General features: G+C 62.0%; 16 protein-coding genes and 1 pseudogene. 6 read left to right on the forward strand and 11 right to left on the reverse strand.

Translation table 11 applies throughout. The features are described from left to right. The first annotated feature begins 31 nt into the window (after positions 1–31). The 5 genes from ASB58_RS08280 (at position 32) to ASB58_RS08300 (ending at position 3,204) form a co-directional block, all read left to right on the forward strand. On the forward strand, positions 32–487 hold the full coding sequence (locus ASB58_RS08280; RefSeq protein WP_118130533.1) for a DoxX family protein: 456 nt from the start codon (positions 32–34) through the stop codon (positions 485–487). A 50-nt stretch (positions 488–537) separates the two neighbouring features. Continuing rightward, entirely contained in the window at positions 538–825 is a 288-nt protein-coding gene (locus tag ASB58_RS08285; protein ID WP_118130065.1) for a BufA1 family periplasmic bufferin-type metallophore, read from the forward strand. Between the two features lie 9 nt (positions 826–834). Continuing rightward, complete coding sequence (gene bufB, locus ASB58_RS08290) at positions 835–1,683, forward strand: MNIO family bufferin maturase (RefSeq protein WP_118130066.1); 849 nt, start codon at positions 835–837, stop codon at positions 1,681–1,683. Beyond that, complete coding sequence (locus ASB58_RS08295) at positions 1,673–2,416, forward strand: HvfC/BufC family peptide modification chaperone (protein ID WP_118130067.1); 744 nt, start codon at positions 1,673–1,675, stop codon at positions 2,414–2,416. Before bufB ends, ASB58_RS08295 begins: the two co-directional genes overlap by 11 nt. Positions 2,417–2,580: 164 nt before the next feature. After that, positions 2,581–3,204: a hypothetical protein gene (locus ASB58_RS08300; protein WP_118130068.1), complete on the forward strand. Its 624-nt coding sequence runs from the start codon at positions 2,581–2,583 to the stop codon at positions 3,202–3,204. A 15-nt stretch (positions 3,205–3,219) separates the two neighbouring features. On the opposite strand, the gene ASB58_RS08305 is transcribed toward ASB58_RS08300, so the two are convergent. Beyond that, positions 3,220–5,277: a TonB-dependent receptor gene (locus ASB58_RS08305; RefSeq protein ID WP_118130069.1), complete on the reverse strand. Its 2,058-nt coding sequence runs from the start codon at positions 5,275–5,277 to the stop codon at positions 3,220–3,222. A 111-nt stretch (positions 5,278–5,388) separates the two neighbouring features. Between ASB58_RS08305 and ASB58_RS08310 the strand changes: the two genes are divergently transcribed. After that, the gene (locus ASB58_RS08310; protein ID WP_118130070.1) at positions 5,389–6,537 is read left to right on the forward strand and encodes an acetyltransferase domain-containing protein; all 1,149 of its coding nucleotides are present in this window, start codon (positions 5,389–5,391) and stop codon (positions 6,535–6,537) included. 116 nt (positions 6,538–6,653) lie between these two features. Here the strand turns inward: ASB58_RS08310 and ASB58_RS20525 are convergent, their stop codons facing one another. The 10 genes and pseudogenes from ASB58_RS20525 to ASB58_RS08355 all read right to left on the reverse strand — a co-directional run bounded on the left by ASB58_RS20525 (position 6,654) and on the right by ASB58_RS08355 (position 15,943). Beyond that, positions 6,654–7,421 (reverse strand): methyl-accepting chemotaxis protein, encoded by a 768-nt coding sequence (locus ASB58_RS20525; protein ID WP_425221983.1) that lies wholly within the window; start codon positions 7,419–7,421, stop codon positions 6,654–6,656. Positions 7,422–7,508: 87 nt separating this feature from the next. Next, a pseudogene (locus ASB58_RS20530) lies at positions 7,509–8,594 on the reverse strand (cache domain-containing protein); the annotation flags it as partial. A 502-nt stretch (positions 8,595–9,096) separates the two neighbouring features. Continuing rightward, positions 9,097–9,696, reverse strand: coding sequence for a hypothetical protein (locus ASB58_RS08320; RefSeq protein WP_118130072.1), 600 nt, complete (start codon positions 9,694–9,696; stop codon positions 9,097–9,099). Between the two features lie 86 nt (positions 9,697–9,782). Further along, on the reverse strand, positions 9,783–9,974 hold the full coding sequence (locus ASB58_RS08325; protein WP_088277039.1) for a 4-oxalocrotonate tautomerase: 192 nt from the start codon (positions 9,972–9,974) through the stop codon (positions 9,783–9,785). Positions 9,975–9,984: 10 nt separating this feature from the next. Then, entirely contained in the window at positions 9,985–10,788 is an 804-nt protein-coding gene (dmpH, locus tag ASB58_RS08330) for a 2-oxo-3-hexenedioate decarboxylase (RefSeq protein WP_118130073.1), read from the reverse strand. Continuing rightward, a complete protein-coding gene (gene dmpG, locus ASB58_RS08335; RefSeq protein ID WP_118130074.1) occupies positions 10,785–11,819 on the reverse strand; it encodes a 4-hydroxy-2-oxovalerate aldolase in 1,035 nt (344 codons plus the stop codon). The genes dmpH and dmpG overlap by 4 nt, the downstream gene beginning before the upstream one ends. A gap of 10 nt (positions 11,820–11,829) precedes the next feature. Further along, positions 11,830–12,768 carry an acetaldehyde dehydrogenase (acetylating) gene (locus ASB58_RS08340; RefSeq protein ID WP_118130075.1) on the reverse strand — a complete coding sequence of 313 codons (939 nt, stop codon included), beginning with the start codon at positions 12,766–12,768 and terminating at the stop codon, positions 11,830–11,832. Between the two features lie 64 nt (positions 12,769–12,832). Continuing rightward, a complete protein-coding gene (gene dmpE / locus ASB58_RS08345) occupies positions 12,833–13,618 on the reverse strand; it encodes a 2-oxopent-4-enoate hydratase (RefSeq protein WP_118130076.1) in 786 nt (261 codons plus the stop codon). A gap of 2 nt (positions 13,619–13,620) precedes the next feature. Next, complete coding sequence (locus ASB58_RS08350; protein ID WP_118130077.1) at positions 13,621–14,475, reverse strand: alpha/beta fold hydrolase; 855 nt, start codon at positions 14,473–14,475, stop codon at positions 13,621–13,623. Between the two features lie 7 nt (positions 14,476–14,482). Next, positions 14,483–15,943 carry a 2-hydroxymuconic semialdehyde dehydrogenase gene (locus tag ASB58_RS08355; RefSeq protein ID WP_118130078.1) on the reverse strand — a complete coding sequence of 487 codons (1,461 nt, stop codon included), beginning with the start codon at positions 15,941–15,943 and terminating at the stop codon, positions 14,483–14,485. Positions 15,944–15,953 lie beyond the last annotated feature (10 nt).

Raw genomic sequence — 15,953 nt, forward strand, 5'->3', positions numbered from 1 at the left:
ATCGGTGGCCCTTTCCAACGAGGTAATCATCATGCTCTCCCCCTCTGCATACCGATCCTTGCAGGCTCCGCTGCAAGATGGCCTGTTGCTGGCCGCACGCGTGTTCCCTGGCGCCGTGTTCTGGCAGTCAGGACGCACCAAGGTCGATGGCTGGCAGCTCAACGATACTGCGCTGTTCCTGTTTCAGGAGGAATACCAGTTGCCCTTGATCGACCCGGCAGCCGCCGCTGCGTTGGCAACCCTCGGCGAACACCTGCTGCCAGTCATGCTGCTGATGGGCTTGGCAACCCGGCTCGGCGCAGCCGGGCTGCTGATCATGACGCTGGTCATTCAACTGCTGGTGTATCCGTCAGCCTGGGCGACCCACGGCACCTGGGCGGTACCGCTGTTGCTGCTGATGCTGCAAGGCGGCGGCCGGCTGTCGCTCGACCACCTTTTCACGCGCTGGCGAGCACCACCCCAGGCGCCCCTGTGCACGGCGCCTTGAGCGTCGGTCAGCAGCGTAACCACCTTATCTCCATCCAAGAGGACTGAATCATGGATCGTCGACACTTCAATACCGTTCTCGCGGCGTCTCTGCTGGGCGCCGTCGTCGCCGGCAGCACACAGGCTAACGCCGCCGGCATCAACGCAGGCAAGGAAAAGTGCTATGGCATCTCGCTGGCAGGTCAGAACGACTGCGCTGCCGGCCCCGGCACCTCCTGCGCCGGCACGTCCAAGATCGACTACCAGGGCGATGCCTGGACGCTGGTGCCCTCCGGCACCTGCACCAGCATTGAAACCCCGCACGGACTTGGCTCGCTGACGCCGATCCAGCGGCCCTAGGAGTCTGTGATGCACATCGCCCCCTTGAGCCGAGGTATTGGCGTAGCCTTCAAACCGCAGCACTTTGCAGCACTGATCGCCAATATCAGCGGTATCGACCTGCTGGAGATTCATGCGGAGAACTACTTTGGCGACGGGGGGCTGCTGCACCACCAGCTGGAGCGCCTGTGCGCGCTGCTGCCGTTGTCGATCCACGGGGTCGGCCTGTCACTGGGCGGCGCGGCGCCCCTCAACCCGCAGCACCTGCAGAAGCTGAAACAGCTGTGTGACCGCTACTCTCCAGCGCTGGTGTCAGAGCATCTGGCCTGGGCCGGCGACGGTCAGCAGTTTCTTGCCGATCTGCTGCCGGTCGCCTACACCACGGACACCCTGAACCGCAGCGTAGACCACGTCGCCCAGCTGCAGGACGTGCTGGGTCGCCGGGTGCTGATCGAAAATCCGGCCAGCTATCTGAGACTGAAAGACAGCCATCTGCGCGAAGCCGACTTTCTCGCCGAGCTGTCAGCTCGCAGCGGCTGCGGGCTGTTGCTGGACCTTAACAACCTGCTGATCAACTGCCACAACAACGGCGGGACGGCAGATCAGTATCTGCGCGCACTGCCACTGCACAGCATAGGTGAGGTGCATCTTGCCGGCCACGCCCAACACCGCCTCAACAACGGTCGCACCCTGCTGATCGATGATCACGGCAGCGCCGTCACCGAGCCCACGCTGCGTCTTTATCAACGCCTGCTGCGCCTGGCCGGCAGCCGGCCGACGATTATCGAGTGGGACCGCCAGGTGCCCTCCTGGGCCCGACTGCTGCAGGAGGTAACCCGCGCCCGGCAATACCAGCGAGGACAGATCAATGACACCTGACCAGCAACGGCAATTCAGTCAGGCGCTCTCGCTCCCCGCAGAACCAGCGCCCCTGCATCTGTTTGCCGGCGCGCCGGAAGAATGCGAGCAACGTTTTCAGGTCTATCGCAACAACGTCAGCAGCGCGCGGGTGGATGCATTACGCCAGACGTTTCCGGTGCTGGAACGGCTGCTTGGCGCAGACTACTTTAGCGCCGTGGCAGCGCTGTTCGTCCGCACCGCGCCGCCGCCCTCTCCCACACTGCACGAGTACGGTGACGGCTTTGGCCATTTCCTGCGTCAACTACCGGCCTTGTCGGGCATGCCGTGGCTGAGTGAGGTGGCCCAGATCGAGCGCGCTCGGGTGCGCGCCCTCCATGCGGCAGATCGGCAGGCTTTCAACATGGCAACATCCATTGCTGCCCCGGCACAGCTGCTGGCGGTGCCACTCGCCTGGCACCCGTCAGTGAGCCTGATACGGGCCGCCTCTCCGGCCTATTCGCTGTGGCACAGCCAACGACGCTCATTGCCACCACCGCCAGCAGCGCAGTGGCAGCCAGAGGACGTACTGGTCTGGCGCCGGGAGTTTGACTTGCAGACCGCGCAGGTGTCTGGCGAACAGTGCACCCTGCTCAACCAGCTACGCCAAGGCCTGTCGCTCGCCGACGCAGCGGCCGCAACCGGCCGTGCCCCGGCAGAACTGGCTGCAGATTTGTCGCTTTTATTGGCCTGGGGCTGTCTCTGCCCAGCCTGACAGCAGCCGGCGGCCGGCTGCACGCGCCCGCTGCCGACGGGCACGGCATTGGAGCGACCGACCAAGCTCGGGCACAATCACGTTGATGTACCCGCTATTGGCGGCAGTATCCTGCCATGGACGGTGCAGATATTTATTCAGCGGCGAGCAAGGCTCAAAGGGACATGATGGACGGACTGAACTGGATCTGGTTACACGCGGCAACCCTGGCAGGAATCGGCACCCTGCTTGCCTTGCTGATCACGCTGACGGTCTGGATTCGTCTGCTGCGTCATCGCGCTCGACCGTTCCAGATCAGCGCCGCCGACGTTCATCCTTCGCTGCTGCCCGGTGACTGGACGACCTATATCCGCATCAGAAACCGCAGCGACCAGCCGCTGACCATTCAGCGCATCGAAATCTGGGGCCCACGTCGTCACTATTTGCGCAACCAGAACGGTGAGCTGATCGAAGGCAGAAACCTGCCTGCGGTGCTGAGCGTGTTCAGCCAGGACAGCGCCACCCTGGCCCCCGGCGCCACCTTCTCAACCTCCAATCACGACCTCGATCACGATACGGCAGGGGACCTGTTTGCCAGCGCCAACCAGTTGGGCGTGATCACCGATCGCGGCGACTATGCCCTGACACTGCCCAGACTGCAGGTACACAAGATCACCGCCGCCGGGCCGGACTTTCAGCTCGAAACCGGCAACCGCTGGATGCATCAATTCAACAGGGTACGAGTATGGGCAGCAGGTAAAACCAAACAGCCAGCGCTAAGGCGCTGGCTGCTGGGGATGAGCGAATAACGCCAGACTGCTGCGTTACAACTTGACGTTGAGCGACAGATAGGCCGAGCGGCCGGGCGCTGGTGAGAACATCGGCTGGTCATCGCCGCCCCAAAAGAAGTTGTCGTACCAGACATACTCGTACTCATAGTCGGTCAGGTTTTTCACCTGCAGATCGACACTGAGTGTGGGCGACACCATATATTCGGCACTGACATCCAGCACCGCGAAACCGCCGTATTTGCCCTGCTCGTTCTGCTCATCAATGTAATAGTCACCCTGGGCTCGCGCCTGCAGGCCCAGACGCCAGTCCGGGGTCAACTGGTAGTCGGTTCCCAGGTTGGAGATATAGCGCGGTGTGGAGAACACCTCATTGCCGGCCAACGATGTGCCGGACGCGGTGTAAGCGCTCTTCACCTTGGCTTCCTGGTAGGCATGCGACGCCCAGACACTCCAACGGTTGTTGATGCGCGCATTGACCTGCAGATCAACACCTCGACGCCGTGTCTCGCCCAGGCCCACCGTGGTGCCGGTGCTGGGCATGTTGGCTACCTCGTCGGTCGCATCCTGCTGCCAGATGGCGATCCGCGCCTCGGTCCCCGCCAGCGGGCTGAACTTGATACCCAGCTCCTTGCCGGTGTTGATTGACGGCGCAAAGCTGGTCTGCCCGGCGGTCATGTACGCTGGTGCGCCTGAACCGGTCAGAATCTGAAAGGTGCGTCCCCAGTTGGCATAGATATTGGCATCCGGCGTCAGGCTGTACACCACACTGAGCTTGGGCTGCAGAATCGAGCCGTAGTCCTGCAGGTCCGCTTCGATGCCACCGGGCAGATCCGTTTCGCCATAGAACCGGTCGACCCGATAGGCAGGAATGATCTTCAGCGAATCGGTTGGCTCGATCACCGCCTGCAGATACACACCCACATTGTCGAGGGTATAGGCGTCATCGTTCTGGACGCGGGCCGGCGTGGCGTCAAAATCAGTCGGCACGCTGTAGTTGAAGCGCGTCCGGCGATACTCGTTATCCTGATGCTCCGCGTTGAGACCGCCCTCCAGTGTCAACCAGTCGTTGGCAGTCCAGCTCAGGCTGCTGAGCATGCCGGTCTGGCGCTCATCCCACTGGCGACGTTGACGCGGCGCACTACCCGGCTGATAGCCGGTAAAGGTGATCTGCCGATCGTCGTCATAGCGGTTGTAGTAGAGCTTGCTGTTGAGATTGAGCGTGTCGCTCGGCTGCCAGTCCAGATGCAGCGCAGCCTGATGCATGTCGCGGTCGTCGCCGTCGTTGGCGTTTTTCGGGTCGGAGCGCGTGCGACTGGCTGCCAACTCCTCACGGGTCATGAAACCGGACTCTTCGGCTTCATGATGGTAGACACGGGTCACCAGCCCCAGGCTGAAATCACCGTCGTCATTGGTGTAGAACCACTTGCCACCCAGGGAGTATTTGTCCGAGTCCGAGTGATCACGAAACCCGTCTGACTGCTGCTTGGCGAGGAAATAGTTCTGCGCAAAGTTCAGCGACTCGCGACCGATCGCCAGCTGCAGCTCGCGGGTATTAAAGCTGCCGTAGGTAAGCCGGGCGTCCGTGTAGTGACCGCCCTGACGGGTGACAAAGTTGATGTTGCCACCAATGTTATGCAGGCCGTACCGGGCGTCGTTGGTACCGCGCACAACCTCGATGTACTCCAGGTCCAGCGGAAAGACCATGTCAGTAAAGCGCTGATTGCCACTGTTGACGTTGCTGGGCACGCCATCAATCAGCGTTTTGATGCCATTGATGTAGCCTTCGCCATTGAAGGCGCGCAGCGTCGCCTTGCCTGACTCCGCGCCCTGACCGGTTTCTGTAAGCTGGATGCCGGGCATCTGCCCCAACAGCTCCCAGCTGGTGGACACGTTCTGCTGCTCGATTCTGTCAGCGCCCAGCACATCGACTGAGGTGAGCACGCGACTGCTGCCTGCCATCGCCGACTTGTTGGCATTACCCACCACGGAAATCTCACCGAGGGTAATAGTCGATTCACCGCTGGGGGCGGCATGCACAGCGGTACTGCCGAGCGCCACGGCAAAAGCCAGGGGACGGAGTGCGTAGTTCATTGGGGAGTCCTTGATTCGAAGCAGGGGTCAGTCGGAGATCAGGCTGGCGCGCCAGCGAGGCAGAACGTTATACTATCACGCCAAATGTTGACACCCCCTCTCGACAAGAAAATGACCCCTACGCAAAACACCCGTCTCCAGTCCATCGATGCCCTGCGCGGGCTGGTGATCCTCTTCATGCTGCTGGACCATGTCCGGGAAACCTTTTACCTGCACATGCAAGTCAGCGATCCGATGGACGTGCTCCACACCGATCCGGCGCTGTTCTTCAGTCGCACGCTGGCGCACCTGTGCGCCCCCGTCTTTGTGCTGCTGACCGGCCTGGCCGCTTTCTTGTACGGCGCCAAGCACGACAGCCGTGCGGCGGTATCGGGTTTTCTGTTCAAACGTGGGCTGTTCCTGGTGGTGCTGGAGCTGACACTGGTCAACTTCGCCTGGACCTTCCAGTTTCCGCCAACGGTCATCTACCTGCAGGTGATCTGGGCCATTGGCTTGAGCATGCTCGCACTCGCTGCGCTGGTTTGGTTGCCTCGCTGGCAGCTGGTCACGCTGGGGCTGGGGCTGGTGACCGGGCACAACCTGCTCGATAGCGTGCATTTTGTCCCGGGTGACTGGGGCTACGTACCCTGGGCTATCCTGCATGACCGCGGCTGGCTTGAAGTCAGTGATCAGCTGCGACTGCGGACTTCCTATCCGCTGCTGCCCTGGATTGGTGTGATCGCGCTGGGCTACGCGATGGGGCCCTGGTTTGCCGGCAGTACCAGCGCAAGCCAGCGGCAGCGCTGGCTGCTGGGCAGCGCACTGGGCGCCCTGGGCGCCTTCGCCGTGCTGCGACTGCTCAACGGTTATGGTGAAGCGCCCTGGGCAGTGCAGGACACGGCGCTGCGCACCCTGATGAGCCTGCTCAACATCACCAAGTACCCGCCGTCACTGCTGTTTCTGGCGTTGACGCTGGGCGTCGGTTTGCTGCTACTGCGCCTGTTTGAACGTATCGACAGCAGCCGCCTGATTGGCTGGCTGGCCGTCTTCGGTGCCGCGCCTATGTTCTTCTATTTGCTGCACCTGTATGTGCTCAAGTTACTTTACCTGGCCAGTGTCGGCGTCTGGGGCACCAACCAGGGACAGTACTTTGGCTTCGACAACATCTGGGCCATCTGGCTTTGCGCTCTGGTGCTGAGTGTTGCCCTCTACCCGCCCGTGCGCTGGTTTGCCCGCCTGAAGGCCCGGCGCCGAGATATCAGCTGGCTGAAGTACTTCTAGGCGGCTTCATCCGCCGCGCACGGCGACGTTATCGGCCACGGTCGACTTCTGATTTTGCACCGGTGTATTGAACGGTGGCCTTTGGCGCAACGCCATCGGCCCCTTTGCTCGCTCTATCAAGCGCGGAAGCGCCCGACCAGACCGTGCAACTGCTCGGAGAGCTGTGCCAGTTCCTGCGAATCGCGGTGTGCTGACTGAGCAAGATTTTCCACCAGCAGCGCGTCGTCCTGAATCTGGGCGATGTGCCGGTTGATATCCTCCGCGACCTGGTGCTGCTCCTCCGCCGCTGCCGCAATCTGGGTATTCTGGTCGCGAATGTTATCCACGGCACCCCGAATCTGCTCGAAGCTCTGACTGGCACGGCCGATACGTTCAACGCTGGCCTGTGACATTTCCAGACTGTGTTGCATCTGCGCCGTGACCTCCTGCGTGCGTCGCGCCAGCCCGCCCAGCAGGCTATCAATTTCGCCGGTGGAGTCAGCGGTGCGCTTGGCAAGCGCACGCACCTCGTCAGCCACCACAGCAAAACCACGTCCCTGATCCCCTGCCCTCGCCGCCTCAATCGCCGCATTCAGGGCCAGCAGATTGGTCTGCTCGGCGATCGCCCGGATCGTCCCCAGAATGCTGTTGATGTTCTGGCTGTCCTGCTCCAGCGCCTCCAGTGCCAACGCCGACTCTTTGAGGTTCTCGCTAAGGCGGGTGACGCTGTCGGTCGCATCTTCAATCTGCCCCTGGCCAGCGTGTACCTGACGCTGACCGTCGTCGGCCGAGGTCGCCGCTGCGCTGCATGAACGCGCCACCTCGTTGGCCGTCGCAACCATTTCGTTGAAGGCGGTAGAGACCATTTCCACCGCACCACGCTGGCGCTCAGCCACGTTGTTCATATTGTCGGCAACCTGGGTCGAACCCTCAGAACGCTCGCGCAGCGCTGCTGATGCCTGGATGACGTTCTGTACCAGTTGGCGGATGCTCTCCAGAAACTGATTGAACCAGCGTGCCAACATCGCGGTTTCATCCTTGCCCTGCACCGCCAGGCTGCGCGTCAGATCGCCCTCGCCCTGCGCGATGCTCTCCAACCCGCCGGCCACACTGCGAATCGGGTTGACGATCAGCTTGGCGAATAGCGTACCGACGACCGCAAACACCACACCCAGCACCAGCACAATAACTGCAATCTGCCAGGTCAACGCGTTAGCGCTGGCCATCACCTCATCACGCTCGATCAGGCCAATGAAGCGCCAGCCCAGCGCCTCGGACGACCAAATGTTGGCCATGTAATCAGTGCCGTCGATCTCAACCTCGAGCAAGCCCTCGGCGCCGGCCATTCTGGCGTACTCGCCACCCAGATCGGCAAGCGACTTGAAGTTGTGATCGGCGTTGCTTGGATCAACCAGCACATTGCCATTGGCCTCGACCAGCATCAGGTAGCCGGTATCGCCAATCTTGATCTGTTTGACAAGATCAGTGAGCTGTTTAAGGGACACATCCAGCCCCACCACCCCGGCAACGTTGCCTCGTGCATCATTGACGGTGCGCACCGTACCAATAAGCACCGCATCGTCTTGCGCCCAGTAGTAGGCTCCCGTACGCAGCGTCTGGCCCGGCGACTCCATGGCTCTCTTGTACCAGGGCCGCACACGCGGATCATAATTCTTCAACCCGGGGTCTCTGGGCCAGGTGGCGTACCCGCCATCCACTCGCCCATAGGAGAGGTACGCCGTGGTCGGATGCGCCTTGGCAAACTGCTCGAACAGGTCTTCCAACTCACGGTTAGCCTCGGGCAACGGCACGCTCGGCGCATTTTCCGAGGAATAATTCTTCAAGTCTGGCGCGGCAACCAGCGGCGGCAGCGCCGCGACATAATCGACGCTCTCGCTGATGCCCTTGAAGAACATGTTCATGGCATTTTCGATCTGACGAATCTCTCGCGAGCTGCCATCAAGAAAGGTTGCCTCCGCCTGCGCCCGCAGGTTGTAGATCACCACCGCTGCTACCAGGAGAATCGGCAGACACGCGATAGCGACAAATGCCCAGGTCAGCTTCTGCTTAATATTCATTCGACGCTCTCTTAAGAGTAGGACAACTCGGCCCGGCACAGCGCCGCACAAGAACAACCTGAAAAGGTTATCGGCCTCGCGGCGAGGCGCTTGAGATCCACACGTAAATATAGTCTCGGAGGGGCAAGTTGAGTGAGGATGGCGTTGGGGCGGGCCGCTCCCTTACGCAGCGACTAGTGCGCGAGCATGGCTGCTCTGCAAGTAGCCGAGGCCTCACAAGGTGAGGATGGCAACAGTCGAGCGACCTGATATTCCCAATCGCCTGAGTCAGCTATTTGGTGAAGTACCCACTAATCAGGTGTGGTTCGGCGACACACTGTACATCTGGACTGGATTCAGATGGAGCCACCTCGCGGTGATGGTCGATCTGTATGCGCGCTGCGTTGTCGGCTGGAGAGGGTATCGCGATGAGTTTCCGTGTCGGTATTGACGCCCGGCATAAGCATACGGCGCCTCCGGCGGTAGTCAGTCGAAACCACAGGAAAGGCTGAAAAAAAGCGCATCAGGTCATCCATCCAAACCCAAGCAACGCCCTTCCAGCGTCATCAAGGTCATAACCAAGCAGGCGCTCAGGTAGCCGCATTCCAGCCAGCCCGAGGGCGGCCTGCAGCAGACAGACGGTGCTGGCCCTTGACTGCACGACGCTGGCAGCGACGTCCAGGCCTTTCACGGCTTGGCGCCAGTGGTACTGTTCAATCCACGATGACATAAGGTCAAGCCAGGAGGAGTCGTACAGCGACTTCAGGCGCTGGCCCCCGTCAACGCGATCCAGGCATACAAGCAGCGTACCTTTCTCGCGCCAGTCGCTCAGTGCCTGGCCAATACCGCTGTAACCCGGCTCTTCAAAGTTTGCCGCTAACCGCAGCTCAATACATTCGCCGGCGAAGTCGCCAAACAGTTCTGCGGCAATCTGGTCCAGCGGTGAGCTGGCGCTGCGCTGCACCGATGCGCGAACACCTCGGCTTGAAAGCCCTTCGGCCAGGGCTGACAAGCGCTCGCCATCCGTGCCGCTGCCGATCAGTTGCAGCCTGTCATCCTGATCGGCAATCGTGATAAACAGTACCGCCTCCGGCCTTGCACCAGAGGCAAGCAACCGGGCCATCAAGGGCCCCCTGCCTGGATCTGCCTGCCGTTCTTCCCGGCAGGACAGAAACAGCACGGGCAAGAGCGGTCTTTGCGCTGATGCCACTAGCGACGCACCTTGCTGGCCGGCTCGCCACCAATGCCGAAGTGCGACTTGGGCATTTCACTGATGATCACCCGAACGCTCGGCAGGGGCGCATCCAGCGCCCGGACAATGGCCTCGCTCACTTCGCGAATCAGCGCTTCCTTCTGCTCGTCGCTGCGACCTTCCAGAATATGAATCTGTGCAATCGGCATGGCATGCTCCTTAAATGAATCGGCAGGTGACGCTACCCAGCGCCTGGTAGCGCACGCTGATATTGTCGCCCGCTTCGACGGTAATGGCCGCGGTGATACCGCCGGTCATGATGAAGCTGCCGGCCGGGATGTGCTCGCCGCGCTCGGCCAGCAGATTGGCCAGCATGGCGACACTCGACGCCGGGTGGCCGAGGACCGCTGCGCCGGCACCAACATCAACCACTTCGCCGTTCTTCTCCACCACAACACCGAAGTTTTTCAGGTCAACGTCTTCGACGTTGGCCATCATGCCACCGGTGATAAAGCGCGTTGAGGAGGCGTTGTCGGCCACCACGCTGATCAGATCGAACTTGAAGTTCTCGTAGCGCGAGTCAATCACCTCGACCGTCGGCACCACATAATCGGTCGCTGCGAGCACATCGCCGATGTGGCAACCCGGGCCCTTGAGCGGCGCCTTGGTCACAAAGGAAATTTCCGCCTCGATCTTCGGGTGGATCAGCTCGCTGGTGTCCACCACGCCGCCGTCGGGCACACTGAAATAGTCGGCCAGGAAGCCGTAGATCGGGGTTTCCACGCCCATCTGCGCCATTTTTGCCCAGGAGGTCAGGCCCATCTTCAGGCCGACGACCTTGTTGCCGCGAGCCTCCTTGCGCCGGCGGATTTCCCACTGGATATCGTAGGCATCGGCGAAGGTCATCTGCGGGTAGTCGTTGGTGATCTTGTGGATGTCGTGCGCCTGCAGCTCGGCGTTCTCGATGTGCTCGGCCAGTGCCAGTACCTGCTCGGGCGTCAGGGTGCGTTTCTGCTCTTTCATGCCGACTGCTCCTGTTTTTTCAGCAGATCCAGTGCCACATCGACGATCATGTCTTCCTGGCCGCCGACCATGCGGCGCCGGCCCAGCTCGACCAGGATGTCGACGGTTTTCAGACCGTATTTCTGCGCCGCCACCTCGGAGTGACGCAGGAAGCTGGAGTAGACGCCGGCATAGCCCAGCGCCAGGGTTTCGCGGTCAACCCGCACCGGACGGTCCTGCAGCGGGCGGACGATGTCATCGGCGGCGTCCATCAGGGTGTAGAGGTCGGTACCGTGCTCCCAGCCCAGCCGTTCGGCGGCGGCGATGAACACTTCCAGCGGTGCGTTGCCGGCGCCGGCGCCCATGCCGGCCAGGCTGGCGTCGATGCGGTCACAGCCCTCTTCCACCGCGGCAATCGAGTTGGCGACACCCAGGCTCAGGTTGTGGTGGGCGTGCATGCCGGTCTGGGTTTCCGGCTTGAGCACATCCTTCAGCGCGCGGAAGCGGTCACGGATATCCTGCATGCCCATGGCGCCGCCGGAGTCGACCACGTACAGACAGGTCGCGCCGTAGTCCTCCATCAGTTTGGCCTGCTGCGCCAGGCCCTGCGGGGTCTGCATGTGGCTCATCATCAGAAAGCCGACGGTATCCATGCCCAGCTTGCGGGCATGCTCGATGTGCTGTCTGGAGACATCGGCTTCGGTGCAGTGCGTGGCGACCCGCACGATGCGTGCCCCGGCACTGTAGGCGTTGTCCAGGTCATGGGTAGTACCGATACCGGGCAGCAGCAGGGTGGCGATTTGCGAGTGGGTGATCACTTCGGCTACCGCCTCGATCCATTCCAGGTCGGTGTGGGCACCAAAGCCGTAGTTGAAGCTGGAGCCCTGCAGGCCGTCACCGTGGGCCACTTCGATGGAGTCGACCTTGGCCTTGTCCAGTGCGCGGGCGATGTCCTGCACGTTCTTGATCGAGTACTGGTGGCGGATCGCATGGCTGCCGTCACGCAGGGTGACGTCGGAGATATAGAGTTTCTTGCCGGGATTGAATGTCATGGTCGTGTCCTCAGGCCAGGTTCATCGACTGCGCCATGCGCTCGGCGGTCGCCAGCGCCGCAGAGGTCATGATGTCGAGGTTTCCGGCGTAGGCCGGCAGGTAATGGGCGGCACCTTCGACTTCCAGGAAGATCGAGGTTTTCAGCCCGCTCAGGTGGCCAAGGCCCGGTACGTTCAGCGGCTGCTCCGGCGGGATCACGTCGAACTGCACCTTCTGCTTGAGGCGGTAACCCGGCACGTAGCTGTTGACCGCCTGCACCATTTCCTCGACCGAGGCTTCAACGGCGGCCTGGTCGGCCAGTTCACTGAGCACATAGACGGTATCGCGCATGATCAGCGGCGGCTCGGCCGGGTTCATGATGATGATCGCCTTGCCGCGACGGGCACCGCCGATCACTTCAATCGCCTTGGAGGTGGTTTCGGTGAATTCATCGATGTTGGCGCGGGTGCCCGGGCCGGCGGATCGTGAGGAAATCGAGGCGACGATTTCGCCGTAGTGCACCTTGGCCACACGCGAGACCGCAGCCACCATCGGGATGGTCGCCTGACCGCCACAGGTGACCATGTTGACGTTGGTCTCGCTGATGTTCTGTTCCAGGTTTACGACCGGCACGCAGTAGGGGCCGATGGCCGCCGGGGTCAGATCGATGATGCGCAGGCCCGGCTTGTGACCGCGCAGCAGCACTTCGTTGTGCCTGTGGGCACCGGCCGAAGTGGCATCAAAGATAAAGTCGATGTCGGCAAATTCCGGCATCCTGACCAGCCCATCCACCCCTTCGTGGGTGGTGGCCACGCCCATGCGCGCAGCACGCGCCAGGCCATCGGATTCGGGGTCGATACCCACCATGGCACCCATGGCGATATGCTGACCGTTACGCAAAATCTTGATCATCAGGTCGGTGCCGATGTTGCCCGAGCCGATGATCGCGGCTTTCAGTTTCTTGCTCATTGTCTTTTCCCTCTCTGGGAATAATCCGCTGTGCAGGCGTGACTGCGGGGCCACGCCCGTCGAGTCACACGAAACGCACGCTGGCCGTGCCCATACCACCAATGCTGACCTGCATGAAATCGCCGGCCTTGACCGGCTCAAGCGGCACCAGCGAGCCGGACAGGATGACCTCACCGGCCTTCAGGGAAATGCCGAAGCGGCCCAGGGTGTTGGCCAGCCAGGCAACGCAGTTGACCGGTGAGCCCAGCGCCGCAGCGCCTGCGCCGGTACTGATGATCTGGCCGTTCTTTTCCACCACCATGCCGCAGGTCACCAGGTCGATCTTGCGCGGCGATACCGCCTGATCACCCAGTACAAACAGCCCGCAGGAGGCGTTGTCGGCGACCGTGTCCTGAATCGCGATCTTCCAGTCCTGGATACGTGAATCGACGATCTCGAAGCACGGCATCACGCATTCGGTTGCCGCCAGTACATCGGCGTTGGTGACCCCGGGGCCGGTCAGGTCGCGCTTGAGAATGAAGGCAATCTCGCCTTCGGCGCGCGGCTGCATCAGCTTTTCGCTGATCGGCATGGCTTCACCGCTGTTGTAGACCATGGCATCGGTCAGGTAGCCAAAATCGGGCTGGTGCACATTAAGCATGTTCTGCACCGCCTTGCTGGTGACACCGATCTTCTTGCCGATCACCCGCTCACCGGCGTCCAGCCGGTTCTGCAGCATGCGCAGCGAGATGTGGTAGGCATCGTCGATGCTGATATCAAAGCCGCGGCTGGTCAGCGGGCTGACCGCCTCGCGCTTGAGCATTGCCTGGTACAGCTCGTCGCCAAGCTGGTTGATCTGAGTCTGATCCATGGTCAGTTCGCTCCTGAAGCGCTGTCGGCTTCGCTGAGAAAATCTTCCACCAGCCGCGCAAAGCGACCGGCATGTTCGATCTGGGTCCAGTGGCCGCAATGGCCATAGACATGCAACTGGGCATTGGGAATCAGCTGCGCCAGCTGCAGTGAGGCCTGCAACGGGATGACCTGATCCTCGCGCCCGTGGATAACCAGCGTCTCGTGCCGCACGGCGCAGATATCCGCCTCGTTGCTGGCAAGGCCGTCGACCCAGCGCTGGCGTGGCGCCGGGAACATCTGCGCAAAGGATTCCTGGAACCCGGGGCGGATACTGGCCTGGTAACGCAGCTCGGCCAGTTCGTCGGTAACCAGCGCGCGGTCGTAGGCAAAGGTATCCATCAGGCTGCGCATGGTCTGGAAGGACGGCTCATAGCCCCAGACCCGATCCAGCCCGTCGGTAATCGGAAAGCTCACGCCAACGCTGCCCATCAGCACCAGCCGGCGCACCCGCTGCGGATAGCGAATGGCGAGCGCCAGCGCGATACCGCCGCCAAACGAGTTACCCACCAGATCGGCCTGTTCGATACCCAGTGCATCGAGCACGCCGATCGCATGCTCGACCCAGACATCGCGCTGATAATCCGGGTTGGCCGGGCGCTCGCTGTAACCGAAGCCCAGCATGTCGGGCGCAACGACCCAGCGCTGCTTGGCCAGCTCGGGCATCACCAGACGCCAGTTGGCCCAGGCGGTAACGCCCGGCCCGGAGCCGTGAATCAGCATCAGCGGGAAGCCTTCGCCATGCTCATGCACGTTGGTCTGGTAACCGCCGGCGGTGATGCTGCGGCCCAGTTCGGGACTCTCTACTGCAACATTCATGAGCACCTCACAACTTCACGCAGATGTTTTTCATTTCGGTGTAGAACTCGAGCGAATGCACCCCGCCCTCGCGACCGATGCCAGACTGTTTGCTGCCGCCGAAGGCGGTACGCAGATCACGCAGGAACCAGCTGTTGACCCAGACAATGCCGGCCTCCAGCTGACCGGCGACCCGGTGCGCACGGGTGACGTTCTCGGTCCAGATGGCCGAGGCCAGGCCATAGGGCAGGCTGTTGGCCAGGGCCACGGCTTCTTCCTCGCTGTCAAACGGACGGATATGGCAACAGGGGCCGAAGATCTCTTCGGTGACTACGGCCGAGTCGTCCTTGAGGCCGGTCCAGATGGTCGGCTGCACCCAGGCGCCGTGGGCCAGCTCTGCCGGCATGTCCGGCACGCCGCCGCCGGTAATCACGGTTGCCCCGTCCTCAACGGCTTTCTGGTAGTAGGACAGCACCTTCTCGCGGTGCTTGAGGCTGATCAGCGGACCAAAGTTGCTGGTGGCATCGTCCGGCGGGCCCAGCACCAGTTGCTCGGCACCGGCTTTCAGGCGCGCGACAAACTCGTCGAAGATCGGGCGCTGAACGTAGATCCGCTCGGTGCCCAGACACACCTGACCGCAGTTGGCAAAGGCCGAGCGCAGCGTGCCCTCGATCGCCTTGTCCATGTCGCAGTCGGCAAACACGATGCCGGCATTCTTGCCACCCAGCTCGAGGGACACCTGACGCACGCCGTTGGCGGCCGCCTTCATGATGGTTTCGCCGGTGCCGGTTTCGCCGGTGAAGGTGTAGGCATCCACATCCGGATGTTCGGTCAGAAAGGCGCCGGCCGAGTTACCGCCAAAACCGTGCACCACGTTGTAGACCCCATCCGGCACCCCGGCCTGCTGCATGACCTCACCCAGCAGCGCAGTGGTGGTCGGCGTCTCCTCGGAGGGTTTGACCACTACTGTATTGCCGCAGGCCAGTGCCGGACCGACCTTCCAGGTCATCAGCAGCAGCGGCAGGTTCCACGGACTGATCACACCGATCACGCCCTTGGGCCGGCGAACCGCGTAGTTGAGTGCACCGGCGCCGTCCGGCGTGGCCATCTCGAACGCCTCGGCGGCGACATTCTTTACCAGGTCGGCGAAGACCTTGAAGTTGGCGGCGCCACGCGGAATGTCGATATGGCTGGCCAGTGAGCGCGGCTTGCCGGTATCCAGGCACTCGGCTTCGAGGAACTCGTCAAAGCGCGCCGTGATGCCATCGGCAACCCGGTGCAGGATGGCCGTGCGCTCCTCGACCGACATACGGCCCCAGGGCCCTTTCAGCGCCGCCCGCGCTGCGCGCACGGCGGCATCGACTTCCTCGCGCCCGGCTTCATGCACCTTGCTCAGCACCCTGCCGTTGGCCGGGTTGATATTGTCGAACAGACGACCGCTGGCCGAGCCGACGTACGCGCCGTTGATGTAATGCTTGATTTCTTTCATGGCTAAACAG

It is taken from the genome of Pseudomonas abyssi (genome assembly GCF_003444685.1).
Classification (GTDB): Bacteria; Pseudomonadota; Gammaproteobacteria; order Pseudomonadales; family Pseudomonadaceae; genus Halopseudomonas; species Halopseudomonas abyssi.

Excerpts from the sequence above, each read along its gene's own strand:
- ASB58_RS08280 (WP_118130533.1), top strand. The coding sequence starts at position 32 with ATGCTCTCCCCCTCTGCATACCGATCCTTGCAGGCTCCGCTGCAAGAT.
- ASB58_RS08285 (WP_118130065.1), top strand. The coding sequence starts at position 538 with ATGGATCGTCGACACTTCAATACCGTTCTCGCGGCGTCTCTGCTGGGC.
- bufB (WP_118130066.1), top strand. The coding sequence starts at position 835 with ATGCACATCGCCCCCTTGAGCCGAGGTATTGGCGTAGCCTTCAAACCG.
- ASB58_RS08295 (WP_118130067.1), top strand. The coding sequence starts at position 1,673 with ATGACACCTGACCAGCAACGGCAATTCAGTCAGGCGCTCTCGCTCCCC.
- ASB58_RS08300 (WP_118130068.1), top strand. The coding sequence starts at position 2,581 with ATGATGGACGGACTGAACTGGATCTGGTTACACGCGGCAACCCTGGCA.
- ASB58_RS08305 (WP_118130069.1), bottom strand. The coding sequence starts at position 5,277 with ATGAACTACGCACTCCGTCCCCTGGCTTTTGCCGTGGCGCTCGGCAGT.
- ASB58_RS08310 (WP_118130070.1), top strand. The coding sequence starts at position 5,389 with ATGACCCCTACGCAAAACACCCGTCTCCAGTCCATCGATGCCCTGCGC.
- ASB58_RS20525 (WP_425221983.1), bottom strand. The coding sequence starts at position 7,421 with ATGAACAACGTGGCTGAGCGCCAGCGTGGTGCGGTGGAAATGGTCTCT.
- ASB58_RS08320 (WP_118130072.1), bottom strand. The coding sequence starts at position 9,696 with ATGGCCCGGTTGCTTGCCTCTGGTGCAAGGCCGGAGGCGGTACTGTTT.
- ASB58_RS08325 (WP_088277039.1), bottom strand. The coding sequence starts at position 9,974 with ATGCCGATTGCACAGATTCATATTCTGGAAGGTCGCAGCGACGAGCAG.
- dmpH (WP_118130073.1), bottom strand. The coding sequence starts at position 10,788 with ATGAAAGAGCAGAAACGCACCCTGACGCCCGAGCAGGTACTGGCACTG.
- dmpG (WP_118130074.1), bottom strand. The coding sequence starts at position 11,819 with ATGACATTCAATCCCGGCAAGAAACTCTATATCTCCGACGTCACCCTG.
- ASB58_RS08340 (WP_118130075.1), bottom strand. The coding sequence starts at position 12,768 with ATGAGCAAGAAACTGAAAGCCGCGATCATCGGCTCGGGCAACATCGGC.
- dmpE (WP_118130076.1), bottom strand. The coding sequence starts at position 13,618 with ATGGATCAGACTCAGATCAACCAGCTTGGCGACGAGCTGTACCAGGCA.
- ASB58_RS08350 (WP_118130077.1), bottom strand. The coding sequence starts at position 14,475 with ATGAATGTTGCAGTAGAGAGTCCCGAACTGGGCCGCAGCATCACCGCC.
- ASB58_RS08355 (WP_118130078.1), bottom strand. The coding sequence starts at position 15,943 with ATGAAAGAAATCAAGCATTACATCAACGGCGCGTACGTCGGCTCGGCC.